Annotated in this window: 12 protein-coding genes; 2 read left to right on the forward strand and 10 right to left on the reverse strand. The window is 74.0% G+C overall.

Features of this window, described 5'->3' with window-relative positions:
• Positions 1–148: 148 nt before the first annotated feature.
• From J1M40_RS03965 to J1M40_RS04000, 8 genes are all read right to left on the reverse strand, one after another.
• Complete coding sequence (locus J1M40_RS03965; RefSeq protein ID WP_036381772.1) at positions 149–889, reverse strand: alpha/beta fold hydrolase; 741 nt, start codon at positions 887–889, stop codon at positions 149–151.
• Positions 886–1344, reverse strand: a complete 459-nt coding sequence (locus J1M40_RS03970) for a Tad domain-containing protein (RefSeq protein WP_036381775.1) — start codon at positions 1342–1344, stop codon at positions 886–888. The genes J1M40_RS03965 and J1M40_RS03970 overlap by 4 nt, the downstream gene beginning before the upstream one ends.
• Complete coding sequence (locus J1M40_RS03975; RefSeq protein WP_036313982.1) at positions 1344–1772, reverse strand: hypothetical protein; 429 nt, start codon at positions 1770–1772, stop codon at positions 1344–1346. Before J1M40_RS03975 ends, J1M40_RS03970 begins: the two co-directional genes overlap by 1 nt.
• Positions 1756–2184, reverse strand: a complete 429-nt coding sequence (locus J1M40_RS03980) for a TadE/TadG family type IV pilus assembly protein (protein WP_036381779.1) — start codon at positions 2182–2184, stop codon at positions 1756–1758. The genes J1M40_RS03975 and J1M40_RS03980 overlap by 17 nt, the downstream gene beginning before the upstream one ends.
• Before the next feature lie 2 nt (positions 2185–2186).
• Entirely contained in the window at positions 2187–2393 is a 207-nt protein-coding gene (locus tag J1M40_RS03985) for a hypothetical protein (RefSeq protein WP_010079078.1), read from the reverse strand.
• 87 nt (positions 2394–2480) lie between these two features.
• Positions 2481–3422: a type II secretion system F family protein gene (locus J1M40_RS03990; RefSeq protein WP_041104286.1), complete on the reverse strand. Its 942-nt coding sequence runs from the start codon at positions 3420–3422 to the stop codon at positions 2481–2483.
• A complete protein-coding gene (locus J1M40_RS03995) occupies positions 3419–4276 on the reverse strand; it encodes a type II secretion system F family protein (RefSeq protein WP_010079080.1) in 858 nt (285 codons plus the stop codon). The genes J1M40_RS03990 and J1M40_RS03995 overlap by 4 nt, the downstream gene beginning before the upstream one ends.
• The gene (locus J1M40_RS04000; RefSeq protein ID WP_063190312.1) at positions 4276–5502 is read right to left on the reverse strand and encodes a CpaF family protein; all 1227 of its coding nucleotides are present in this window, start codon (positions 5500–5502) and stop codon (positions 4276–4278) included. Before J1M40_RS04000 ends, J1M40_RS03995 begins: the two co-directional genes overlap by 1 nt.
• Before the next feature lie 498 nt (positions 5503–6000).
• Between J1M40_RS04000 and J1M40_RS04005 the strand changes: the two genes are divergently transcribed.
• Both J1M40_RS04005 and J1M40_RS04010 read left to right on the forward strand, forming a co-directional pair.
• Positions 6001–8739 (forward strand): FtsK/SpoIIIE domain-containing protein, encoded by a 2739-nt coding sequence (locus tag J1M40_RS04005; RefSeq protein ID WP_241252044.1) that lies wholly within the window; start codon positions 6001–6003, stop codon positions 8737–8739.
• A gap of 578 nt (positions 8740–9317) precedes the next feature.
• Complete coding sequence (locus J1M40_RS04010) at positions 9318–9896, forward strand: dienelactone hydrolase family protein (RefSeq protein ID WP_070708710.1); 579 nt, start codon at positions 9318–9320, stop codon at positions 9894–9896.
• Positions 9897–9915: 19 nt separating this feature from the next.
• On the opposite strand, the gene J1M40_RS04015 is transcribed toward J1M40_RS04010, so the two are convergent.
• Both J1M40_RS04015 and J1M40_RS04020 read right to left on the reverse strand, forming a co-directional pair.
• The gene (locus tag J1M40_RS04015; protein WP_036339096.1) at positions 9916–11319 is read right to left on the reverse strand and encodes an MFS transporter; all 1404 of its coding nucleotides are present in this window, start codon (positions 11317–11319) and stop codon (positions 9916–9918) included.
• Between the two features lie 71 nt (positions 11320–11390).
• Positions 11391–11972 carry an LURP-one-related/scramblase family protein gene (locus tag J1M40_RS04020; protein ID WP_036339093.1) on the reverse strand — a complete coding sequence of 194 codons (582 nt, stop codon included), beginning with the start codon at positions 11970–11972 and terminating at the stop codon, positions 11391–11393.
• Positions 11973–12057: the final 85 nt, after the last annotated feature.

The raw sequence follows: 12057 nt of genomic DNA on the forward strand, positions 1-12057 counted from the left end.
AGGCGGGGAGGACGGGCTTCCGCCGGACTGACCACTCGAGACGTGCGTCACACCGGATGCGGTCAGATCAGTGTACGGCGCGCGGGACGTCTCGACGCGTTGCCCGCTTCGGAGGGGCACACATGATCGGTCGGCGGCGGGCGCGCGGTCAGCGGTGGGAAGCCTGGGTGGCCACGGTCGCGTGCCAGCGGCGGATCGCCGCCGCGACGGCCTCGGGCTCCGTGACGTGCGGCCAGTGGCCCGTGCTGACATCGACGACGGTGGCGTGCTGCGTGACCGCGTCCAGGTCCCGTTGGTGGACGTCCCGGGTGCTGCGCACGTATAGCGTCGGGACGGTGATGCCGGCCCAGAGGGCACGGGTGTCCGCGGCGAGGACGGCGGCCCAGAGCTCGCGCATCGGATGGTCCGGCGTGGCGTCCAGGTCGGTCAGGATCCGCTCGCGCCACGGCTCCGGGACGAGGAGGTCCCGCGCGAGCGAGGCGCGGAGCACGCTCCGCCAGTCCGGGCGGGCGGCGAGGCGGGCCTTGGCCGCCCGGGCGGCCAGGGCGGTGTCCGTCACCGGGACGTTCGAGTAGATGACCACGAGGGCGCGGGGCCGCACCAGCCCGTCGGCGACGGCGCGCAGCGCGATGACCCCGCCCGTGCTGTGGCCGATCAGCAGCCCCGGCACGGGGCCGGCCTGCGCCGCCCAGGTGCGGGCGGCGTCGAGGACGGGGTCCGCATCGGTCGCCGGCCGTGCGGCCCGGGGGCGGCCCTGACCGCCGGCGTCCGTGCCCGGGTGGCCGGGCAGGGCGGGCGAGGCGGCGAGGTCGGCCACGGCGCCGAGGGCGTCAGCAAGGGGCTCGAAGTGGGCGGGCCGGCCACCGATGCCGTGGAGGAAGCGGATCACCGGGCCAGGCTAGTGCGACTGCTGCCCGTCGCCTCGAGGGGGACCGACAGGGGCAGTGTCCCCGCGAACGGGCCGGTCATGGCGAACAGATCGGCCCGGGCGTCGAGGGTGACGACGACGGTGGTGCCGTCGTCGGCCACGCGGGCGTTCATCCCGCCGAGCCCGGGCACGGCCTCCTGGGCACCGACGGCCGCGAGGTGTGCGCTGGCGGAGGCGGCGACGTCGTCGTCGGAGAGCACGACGCCCGGGTCCTCCCCCAGCCGGAAGCCGAGCTCCTCTGCCCCGGCGATGGCGGCCGAGTCCGCGAGCGACTGCAGGCGGCGGTGCTGCAACTGCACGGTGGTGACCGCGAGCATGACCAGCATGAGGGCCACGAGCACGGCGCACAGGCCGACGGTGAGGACGGTGGTCTGCCCGTCGTCGTGACCCAGGCGAGCGGTGAGGCGGCGGCGCATCAGAACCTCGGCACAGTCTGCCGGGCGTCGGAACCCACCGTCACGGGGGTCAGCGACCACGCTGCCGGCGTGAGAGGGACGGGCACCCCCACGTCCACCCGCACGGCGACGACCTCGCCCGGTTCGAGCGTGCCACAGCCGCCCTGATCGCAGCCGACGGTCAGGTCGTACTGGCCGGCGCCCACGCCGTAGTCGGCCAGCGTGAGCTCGACGGTGGCGTGGGCGGCGCCTGCGCTGGGGTGATCAGCCTCGGCGACCACGGCCTTGACGGCCTGGTCAGCGGCGGCGACCGAGGCGAACGCCGCGGCCTGGACCTGGGAGACGTAGATCATCAGGTACACCACGGGGATCAACAGGACGAGGGTGAGGCCCAGGAATTCGACCGTGGCCGCTCCCCGCTCGTCGCGGACGTCATTGACGGAACGCATGACCGCTCACCTCCACGGGGATCGGGCCCGGCAGGAACCCCAGGCCGGGCAGCGAGCTCGAGACCGTGACGCGCAGGACCGGGACCCCGTCCTGGCTGGTGAGCTCCGCGGCGACGTCGGCCCCGGACTGGCCGGGCACGCCGGCCGAGAGCAGCTCCCGAGCCCGCTGGACGCCGTCCTCGGGGCTCCGGTCCGCGAGCGCCCCGTACCGGGCGCCGGCGGAGGCGGCGTCGATCATCACGTTGCGCGTGTGGATCACGACGCCGGCCTGGAGCAGCGCCGCGAAGAGCAGGACGACCAGGGTCATCACCATGGTGGACTCGGCCACCGCGGCGCCCCGGTCGTCCCGCCAGCGGACACCCGTGTGGCCGCCACGGGGCGCCTGCGCGCCGTGGGCAGCACCCCGGGGCATGCTCAGCCGCCCTGGGACACCTGGGAGATGGCCTGGTTGAACAGTCCCTGGAGCGCCGGCAGGGCGAGGGCCAGCAGGCCGGCCACGAGCACGGCGGACATGAGGGTGATCATCACCCAGCCGGGGACGTCGCCGCGCTCGTCGCGGACGTCGTCGTGGATGAGGGCGCGCAGGGCGGCCAGGACGGTGATGGCGTGGTGGTGGAGCATGGTCCCCTCCTCGGGTGGCCGGCCGCCCGTGCGGCCGGAGTGGATGGTGATCGTGGGTGGATGGATGGACTATTCAGTTGTGGGTCTTCAGAACCCCAGGCGCATCAGGGAGATGCCGGGGAAGACGGCGAAGATCACCGTGAGCGGGAGGATGCCGAACACGAGGGGCACCATCATCTGTATCTCCTTCCGGCCGGCGGCCTCCATGAGCTCGCGGCGACCCATCTCACGCACGTCCTGGGCCTGCGCGCGCAGGACGTCGGCGAGGGGCGTGCCGCGGTCGAGCGCGATGAGCACGCCCCCGATGAACCGTTCGACGGGGGCCAGCTGCACGCGCCGTCCCATGGCCTTGAGCGCCGCGGACAGCGACGCCCCGGCACGCATGTCGGCGAGCGTGGTGCGGAACTCGCCGGCCAGCTCCCCGCGCGCCGTCCCCGCGATGCGTTCGAGCGCTCCGGCGGCGCTCTCCCCCGCGCCCACCGAGAGCGCGAACAGCTCGGCCACGGACGGGAACTCGGAGAGGATGGCCTCGCGCCGCCGTCGCACCCGCAGGGAGAGCAGCTGCTCCCGGAGCAGGAACCCGGCCATGCCGCCGGCGATCACGAGGGCGACCCCCGTGATCACCGGCACGCGGCCCGTGACGGTGAGGCTGAGCGCGAGGACGGCCGCCACGGCGGCCCCCGCGGCTCCGCTCAGGACCTGCTGGGCACGGAAGTCCGTCGACGTGACCGCGAGCCCCGCGGCGGCCAGCTTGCGGTCGAGCGCCACCCCGCCCGGGGAGATGCGCTGGACCCAGCCGACTCCGGCCTGCACCACGGGATCGAGGATGCGTCCCCACGCTCCCCAGGGTGAGGCGCCCGCACGTTCCTCCTCGAGGAGGCGGGAGGCCGGGATGTGGTGGCGCAGCTGCGGTTCGACCCGTTGCTCGAGGCTGGGGCGCCAGCCCACCGGCTGGGTGACCAGGATGAGGAGCAGTCCCGCCCCGAGGGTGAGGCCCAGGAGCGCGGCCCAGATCAGCGCGGACGTCATGCGAACACCCGCTTCTCCCGGGGCAGCGCGCCGATGCGGAGCATGACGCGGTAGCAGACGACGGAGGCCACCATGCCGGCGAGGAGCACGGCCCCGCCGGCGGCGGACCGGTAGGCCGCGACCGCGGCGGGCTGGGTCCCCAGCAGCAGGAGCACGAGCCACGGGGCGCACACCGCCAACCGGGCCGCGTTCACGGTCCACGACTGCCGGGCCTCGAGCTCGGCGCGGATGCGGGCGTCCTGCCGGAGGAACTCGGAGAGGGTCTGCAGCAGACGGCCGATGTCGGCGCCGCCGACCTCGCGGGTCAGGCGCAGCGAGACCACCAGGCGGTCCGCGACGGGGTCGGCCATCCGGGCCTTGAGCCGGTCCAGTGCGTCCACGAAGCGGGCTCCGGCCCGGTAGTCCCGGGCGAACTGCTGGAACGGCTCGCGCAGCCCCTCCGGCCCGGTCTCCCCGAGCTGGATGAGCGCCTCCGGGAGAGTCAGGCCCGCGCGGATGGCCGACCGGGCGTGGTCGATCGCGTCCGGCCACAGCTCGCGCAGTGCCGTGGACCGCCGGCGGGCCTGCCAGGACAACAGCAGCCAGGGCACGGCCGCGCCGAAGACGGCGAAGCACGCGGCGATGGTCCACGTACTGGTCAGCGACAGGACGAGCAGCCCGACCACGAGACCGCCGACGGCCATGGCGGACACGACGCCGGCCGGGCTGAGACGCTGGATGCCGGACTGGGCGATCAGCACACGCAGGCGCGAGTCGGGGCGGGCGGCCCCGGGTTTCTCCGTGGGAGGGGACCAGAGGGACCACCACAGCAGGAACAGGCCGCAGCCGAGCGCGAGCCCCAGCAGCGCGGCCATCAGCGCAGCCCCACCAGCTCGTGGACGTCCACGCCGCGACGGGCGAGCGCCTCGAACTCCAGGTTCGCACCCTCGTTGAGGCGCAGGTCGCCCTCGGCGTCACGCTGGAAGAGCGCCGACGTCTCGATGACCCCGCCCTCCACCCGTGAGCCGACGGTGAGGATCTCCCGCACCCGCCGGCGGCCCTGACGGTCGCGCTCGCAGTGCACGACGACGTCGATGCACGTGGCGACCGTCGGGACGACGAAGTCCCGGGAGATGTTCTCCCCGGCCAGCAGCGGCAGCGTGCAGAGCTTCGTGAGCGCGTCCGCGGCCGAGTTCGCGTGGATCGTGCACATGCCGGCCAGGCCGGAGTTCAGAGCGACGAGCATGTCCAGCGCCTCGGCCTCGCGCACCTCGCCGACGATCAGGCGGTCCGGGCGCATCCGCAGCGCCTCCTTGACGAGGCGACGCAGCGGGATCTCGCCGTGGCCCTCCAGGTTCGGCTGGCGGCACTGCAGCCCGACGACGTCGCGCACCGGGATCTGCAGCTCGAAGATCTCCTCCACGGTGATCACCCGCTCCCGCGGGCCGATGGCCGAAGCCAGGCAGTTGAGCAGGGTGGTCTTGCCCGCCTGGGTGGCCCCGCTGACGAGGATGTTCATGCCCGCGTCCACGGCCGCGTCCAGGAAGCGGGCCGCCGTCGGAGTGAGGGAACCGCCCCGGACGAGGTCGTCCAGCCGGCGCGCCCGGGCGATGAACTTCCGGATGTTCACGGCCCAGTGCCGCCGCGTGATGTCGGGGATGGCCACGTGCAGGCGCGAACCGTCTGGCAGGGCCGCGTCGACGAACGGCATCGACAGGTCCAGCCGCCGGCCCGAGGACTTCAACATGACTTCGACGAGGTCCTGCACCTCCTCCTCGGTCAGGACGATGCCCGTCAGCTCGGAGCGGCCGGACCGCGCGCAGTAGACGGCGTCCGGCGCGTTCAGCCAGATCTCCTCCACGGAGGGATCGTCCATGAGCCGCTGGAGCGGCCCGAGGCCCGCGATGCGGTCGAACAGGTCCTGCCGCGCCGCCACGGGATCGTCCAGGTCCGGCAGCGAGCTGACCATCGCGCGGGACTCGTAGTCCGCGGCCGCGTCCTGGATGAGCGTCAGGACCCGGGCGTGCTCACGCTGCGGGTCGATGCCCTGCCGCCGGACGATCTCCCGGATCTCGTCCTCGAGAATGCGCACCGCATCCATGTGTCCCTCCTGTGCCCGATTCGGCGCCATCCCCAGCGCCGCACATGTCTCGATCAGGAAGATACCCCGTTCCGTCGATGCGTGTGGTCCAGGACACCATGACTGTGGACAACGTGGCGGCGGTCCCGTTCGACGGGGAGTTGTCCACAGGCCGCCCGAACCGCCATCAGGCCGTGGCAGGGTCGTCCCCAGGCGGCCGGACGGGCCGGTCGCCGGTCTCAGGAGGGAGGGGCGGGGATGGCCTGGAGCGTGCGGATCCTGGGCGGGGCCGCTCCCGAGACATGGCGGGTGGAGCACTTCCCCGCCGACGCGGACGAGCAGGACCGGGCGGTGCGGGAACGTTTTCCCGCCCGGTCGCTGCACCGGTGCGCTGCCGGGCCGCGCAGCGTGACGTACGCGGAACGGGTCGGAAGTGCACCGGCCCGGGGGCCGGAGCTCGCGGTGGTCACCGAGCACGGACCCGACGCCGGCCGCCTCGTCCCTCTGGGGGAGGGCGGGTTGAGCACGGGACGCGGTGGGGCGCGGTTGCTGCTGGACGACCCCTCTGCCCCGTCGCGGCCGATGCGTCTGCGGCTCGCGCCCACCGGGCTGCACGTCCACGACGGTCCTCGGGACACCGGACGCCTGTGGGACGGCCGCAGCCCGCTCCCTGTGGGCCGGACCGCCCTGGGCCTGGTCCGCGGGCCCGGGGCCGCCCTGCCGCGGCCGATCACGCCGGAGCCGCCCGCCGTCGACCTCGGATCCCCACCGGCCCGGCAGTCCGTCGTGATCCCGCTGGTGGCGGCCCTGGGCCCGCTGGTGCTCGGGGTCGCCCTGGTCCTGATGATGGGCAACCCGATGTTCCTGCTGTTCGGTGTGCTGTCCGTGACGGTGGCGCTGGTCATGCTGGCGATGCAGCGCCGTACCCGGCTGCGGCATGCGCGGCTGCTCGCCGCCCGCGCGGACGCGGTCGTGCGCCGGCGGGCTCAGGCGGCACTGAGCCCCGGTGCGGTGGCCCGCGCCGTCCGCTCCGGCGCGACGGACCGCTTCGGGCTGACGTCGGGGGCCGACGAGGCCGTGGCGGTCTCGTGGGGTTCCGGCGTCGGGGCGCTGTCCCTGTCGCGGGACGACCCGGACGAGGCATGGGTGGAGGCCGTCACGTCGCGGCGCACCGTGATGACGACGTCACCGCCGGAGTCGCGCGTCGTCGTGGTCGGGCCGCCGCGCGATGTGGCCGGGGCCTGCCGGTGGGCGGTGTTCCAGCTCCTGCGGCACGCGGTGGCCGCCGACGGCGCGTTCGTGGTGGAGGCCGGTGGAGTCCGCCGCACCTGGTGGTCGGGCGGGTCCGGCCCGCGGCTGCTGGTGTCGGCTCCTGAGGACGCGGCACTGGATCCGGCGTGGCGAGCGTGGCGGGCCGCCATCGGCGACGACGCGGGGACGACGCCCACGGCCCAGACGGATCTGCCCTGGACGCAGTACGACTTCACCGGGCCGCCGCCTGCGCCGGGGGACGCCGTCGTCGACCTGCGCGGGCGCACCGTCGTGGTCCCGGCCGAACAGCAGCGCTTCGAGGACGTGGCCGCCGACGGCCTCGCCGACGGCACCCTGACCGCCTGGCTGACCGAGCTGGCCGACGACGTCGTGGACCTCGGCCTGCTGCCCACCGACGACGGGGACGGCACGCTCACACCCCCGGGGCAGGTGGGCGCCCGCGATGCCGTCGACGGGCTCACCGTGACCCTCGCCCGGGGCGGCGACGAGACGGGCGTCGTCGAGATGGACCTGGCCGCCGACGGTCCGCACCTGCTCATCGCGGGCACCACGGGATCCGGGAAGTCGGATCTCCTGCTGTCCCTTCTGCTGGGAGCCGCGGCGCACCACCCGCCGGCCGAGGTCGCGTTCCTGCTGCTGGACTTCAAGGGCGGCGCGTCGTTCGGCCCGCTGGGCGCGCTCCCCCACACGATGAGCCTGGAGACCAACCACGTGGGAACGGCCTCGTTGCGGGCGCTGAGCGCCATCCGGGCGGAGCTGCATCGCCGCGAGGCCCTCTTCGCGGAGGCCGGGGTCAGCGACTATCCCGGTTTCCGTCGCCGCCATCCGGACGCGGCGCTGCCTCGGCTCGTCGTGGCGATCGACGAACTGCGCGTGCTCGTGGACGACCACCCGGACGCGGCCGCCGTCCTGCAGCGTCTGGCCGCCACGGGCCGCTCCCTCGGCTTCCACCTCATCCTGGCCACGCAGCGGGCCACGGGTGCGGTGGGCTCGGACCTGCGCTCGAACCTGGGCAGCACGATCGCCCTGCGCACCGCGACGGAGCAGGAGTCGTGGGACCTGGTGGGCACGGCCGCCGCGGCCCGGCTCGACCCGCGTCGCCCCGGCTCCGCGATCCTCTCGACGGCGGGGCGCCCGACGGTCTCGTTCCGCGCATCCCAGTGGACGGTCGACGGCGGCACGCCCGTGTGGCGACGGCTGGGCGAGGCCGCGGCCGCCCCGGGCGTCGCCCCCTGGGAGGCCGTCGTCTCGGTCCTGGTGGAGAAGTACGCGGCGGGTGACTGGCCCACACCCCCGCCCGTGGTCACCCCCGCCCTGCCGGAGCGCTGGGTGCCGGACCGCGCTCGCCGGGCGGAGGCCACGGCCCTGGCCCTGCTCGACGACGCGGCCCACGGCCGGCACCGTCCCTGGCGGTGGCCGACCGGCGCAGAGGGACGCACCGCATGGATCGTCGAGGCCGCGGGCGGTCGCGCGGAGACGCTGGCCGCCGTCGTCGAGGTGGCGATGCGCAGCGGCCGGCCGGTGGCCGTGCTGGACGGCACCGGGGAGGCCGCGGCGGCCGCACGGTCCGGGTGGCCGGTGCTGACCCCGGACTCCGAGGGTGCCGGGGAGGCCGTCCTGGCCCGCCTGCGCGAGCTCGCGGCCGCCGGCGGCACGGCAGTGATCACGGGCTGGAACGCGTGGTCCGGCCTGCGCGTCGGGGACACCTACCGCACGGTCGAGGAGGACGTGCACGACTGGCTCGGCCGTCCGGCGGCCGCCGGGCTGCGGTTGGCGGTGTTCGGCGGCCGCGAGCTGGCGACGGGCCGGCTGCTGCTGCACCTGCCCCATCGATTCTTCGTGCCGGCCGGGACGAACGCCGAGCACCGGTTCATCTGGCCACGGCTGACCGAGGTCGAGCCCCTGCCGGGGCGGGCCGTGCACATCAGTCCCGCCGTCCCCGAACCCGGCATGCCCTGCCAGCTCGCGTCTCCCGCCCCGGCGTGACCGCACTGACGGCGATTCCCGTGTGACCGCAGCGGAACGGTGGACTCAGCTCCGACGTCCACCCGGCGAGACGTTCTCCCGTCCTCCGTCGAACGTGGATGCCGTGGTCGAGGTCGCCAGGAGCAGTCGGACAGGGCGCCCCTTCGTCGCCGTCCGTCCAAAGGGGACGCCGCATCGTCCGGCGAAGACGTCCCGAAGGTCGCAAGACGGATGAAGCGAGGAGGCTGCTGTCCGGTCCTGCCTCGAGTAGCCCCGTGACCGTTCGCACGAGTGCCTCGGCACTCATGCAGAAGATTCCTCGCCGCTCGCTCGCGCAGTCTCCGGTGGGCAGGAGCCTCCTTTCCGCATCCGCACCGACAGCATGCGTCCCCGAGTCTCGCCCCCACCCAGCAGAGCACGCCCGGGGAGGAGCGCTGCAACGAGAACCCAGGGCACCGGTCGGAGAAACACTGCGCTTGCCCTCCACGCAATGAGCGGCAACTCACCCGTGGCGACAGACGCGAGCCACCTCACTTCTTCGCCCCGATCACCCACCCGCACTCTGGGGCAGCCGCTCACCGCGGTCTACGCTCTGACCCATGGCGCAGATCGTCCTCTTCCACCACGCCCTCGGTCTCACAGACGGCGTGCGCGCGCTCGCCGAACAGATCGCCAGCGGCGGTCACACCGTCCACACCCCTGACCTCTACGACGGCCGCACGTTCGCCACCGTGGACGAGGGTGTCGCCCACGCCCAGCACCTCGGCTTCGAGGAGATCGGCCGACGCGGCATGCGGGCGTGTGCCGAGCACCAGGAGGCCTCCGTCGTCGCGGGCATCAGCATGGGCGTGATGCCCGCCTGGCGTGCCGCCCAGGTGGTCCCCGGCTTCCGCGCGTGCATCGCCATGGCCGGCGTCCTGGCCCTCGACGCCTACGCCCCGCTCTGGCAGCCCCACACCGCCCTGCAGATCCACCTCGGCACCCGCGACCCCTGGGCCCTCGAGGGCGACCTCGCGACCGCCCGCTCCTACGCGGCCACCGCCGAGCACCCGGACCGCCCCGCCGACCTCTTCGAGTACGACACGGACCGGCACCTGTTCATGAACTCCTCCACCGCGGACTTCGACGCGGACCTCACCGCCGTGCTGGTCCGCCGCATCCACGAGCTCCTGGCCTGACGCGCGGAGCGGGTCCGGCTCAGGCGGGACGCCGCCCGCGCATCACCGTCGCCAGGGCGGCCAGCAGCACGAGCACGAAGCCCGCGGCCGCCGCGAACACGTAGCCCGCGGACGGGGCGACGCCGTCGATGAACACGCCGGCCAGCGGGGCGCCCATGGCGGCGCCGGCGGTCATGGCCGAGCCGTAGAAGCCCATCGCCTCGCCGCGCCGCTCCTCCACCACGAGGTGCGAGAGCCGGGACGAGGCCGAGGCCAGGGTCGGCGCCGTCAGCAGACCCGAGGGGATCGAGGCCAGCGCGAGCGCCCACACCCCGTCCACGAGCGCGAGCGGCACCGTCGCCACGGCGAACAGCGCCATCAGCAGGTACGGGTGCACCTGGCGGCCCCAGGCCCCGTAGAACAGCCCGCCCACGGCGGAGGCGCCGCACCAGAACGCGTACACCAGACCCACCGACGCCGCGGCGCCCTGCGACTCCAGCTCGGCCACCATCGAGACCTCGGTGCCGACCATGACGATCCCGGCCGCCATCGACACCACGAGCACACCGAGCACCTCCGGCCCGACCCAGGAGAAGTGGGTCCGCCGCCACTGCCGCAGCCGCTCGGCCCGGGCCCGGCGCGGCGCCGTCGTCGGCCCGGAGCCGTCCGCGGCGATGACGGGCAGCGACCCGGTGACCAGGGGGATGGCCTCCGTGATGGCCGGCAGCGCACCGGTCGCCAGGCTGGGGGCGGCCATCTCCACGTGCATGGGCGCGGCGGTCACCGCCTGGGCGATCGCCTCCTGACGGTCCTGCTCCTCGGTGTAGGGATCCTCGGTCGCCGGTCCGACGACGGCCAGCTGACTCGACCGTGTCGGCGGGTTGAACCACATCAGCAGGATGCCGCCCAGCGCGCTGGAGAGGCCGACGATGGTCAGGCCGAGGGCACTCGACCACGTGGCCGCGACGACGGCGCCCAGCGCCGGGCCCATCATGAAGATCGTCTCCGTGACGATGGAGTCCAGGGCAAACGCCGTCTGCCGGTCCTTGCCGTGGGTGAGCACGCCGAGTCCCTGCCGGACGACGGAGAAGATCGGCAGTGAGAACACGCCGCCCAGGAACACGGCCAGGAGCATCGGCCAGAACGGCAGCCACGGGACGATCGGCCAGATCACGGCCTCCGCGATCACGGAGGGCAGCAGTGCACGGCGCAGCCCCTTCGCGTCCACCACGCGGCCCCGCCACGGCGAGCCCACCGCGATGCCCAGCGTCATCGCCGCCCCAGCCAGGCCGGCCTGGCCGTAGCCCAGGCCCAGCGTGAGCGCCACGTGCAGGGTGAGGATCACCCCGGCCGCGGTGTGCGGGAAGCGGGCGATGAACCCCACCGCCAGCAGATGGCGGATCCGAGGGTCCTGCAACAGCCGTCCGTACGCTCCGAAGTCCACCGTCGAATCCTACGGGAGGGGTCAAGGCACGCCCCGGAGGCGCCGTCGAGACGGCCGCGCGCTCGGCGGACTCAGCCGTTGCTGCGCCGGTCCTTGGCCCGGATCAGGTCGAGGGCGATGGCCGTGCCGAGCACGGCGCAGCGCACCACGGGCGGCATGCCGGGGTCCAGGCGCATCTCGTACCGCGAGCGCCCGGCCAGGGCGTTCATGACGCCTCCGAACCGCGCGGTCACGCGGGCGATCGGCTGCTGGCCCACGGTCATGGCGTAGTCGTGGTCCCACAGGTCGCCGGTCACCGCGAAGCACGTGCCGTCCACGACCTCGACGTTCACGGACGTCCGCAGGAACGCGATCTGGCGGACGAGGTTGGCGAAGGGCAGCCCGTCGGCGTCCAGGATCGCGAAGCGGTCGCGGCCGAACGTGGCCGGGTCGGCGAGGCGGAAGAGCACGCGGCCGTCGTCACCGTCGACCACGTCGAAGCTGCGGTTCCCCATCAGCATTCGGCCCAGGCCCCCGCCCGTAGTGACCACCGAGACGACGGTGCGCCCGTCCGGGTCCGTCACCTGGATGTCGTTGGACAGGAAGCTCGTCACCTGCTGCAGGATGAGGACGTCCGTGTGGGCGAGGCGACCGGCGTCGAAGGCGGGGCTCATGGGACCAGTCTGCCGTGTCGGGCCCTGCGGAATATTCAGGACGGGGCGGCTCGTTGTGCGGTATAGTTCATTTTTGAAGAACACG

Source organism: Micrococcus sp. KRD026 (genome assembly GCF_017168445.1).
In the GTDB taxonomy this organism is placed as follows: domain Bacteria; phylum Actinomycetota; class Actinomycetes; order Actinomycetales; family Micrococcaceae; genus Micrococcus; species Micrococcus luteus.

What these genes read in the sequence shown, in the direction of transcription:
- J1M40_RS03970 (WP_036381775.1), bottom strand. Translation starts at nt 1,344, where the DNA reads ATGCGCCGCCGCCTCACCGCTCGCCTGGGTCACGACGACGGGCAGACC.
- J1M40_RS03990 (WP_041104286.1), bottom strand. Translation starts at nt 3,422, where the DNA reads ATGACGTCCGCGCTGATCTGGGCCGCGCTCCTGGGCCTCACCCTCGGG.
- J1M40_RS04000 (WP_063190312.1), bottom strand. Translation starts at nt 5,502, where the DNA reads ATGGATGCGGTGCGCATTCTCGAGGACGAGATCCGGGAGATCGTCCGG.
- J1M40_RS04010 (WP_070708710.1), top strand. Translation starts at nt 9,318, where the DNA reads ATGGCGCAGATCGTCCTCTTCCACCACGCCCTCGGTCTCACAGACGGC.
- J1M40_RS04020 (WP_036339093.1), bottom strand. Translation starts at nt 11,972, where the DNA reads ATGAGCCCCGCCTTCGACGCCGGTCGCCTCGCCCACACGGACGTCCTC.
- J1M40_RS03995 (WP_010079080.1), bottom strand. Translation starts at nt 4,276, where the DNA reads ATGGCCGCGCTGCTGGGGCTCGCGCTCGGCTGCGGCCTGTTCCTGCTG.
- J1M40_RS03985 (WP_010079078.1), bottom strand. Translation starts at nt 2,393, where the DNA reads ATGCTCCACCACCACGCCATCACCGTCCTGGCCGCCCTGCGCGCCCTC.
- J1M40_RS03980 (WP_036381779.1), bottom strand. Translation starts at nt 2,184, where the DNA reads ATGCCCCGGGGTGCTGCCCACGGCGCGCAGGCGCCCCGTGGCGGCCAC.
- J1M40_RS03975 (WP_036313982.1), bottom strand. Translation starts at nt 1,772, where the DNA reads ATGCGTTCCGTCAATGACGTCCGCGACGAGCGGGGAGCGGCCACGGTC.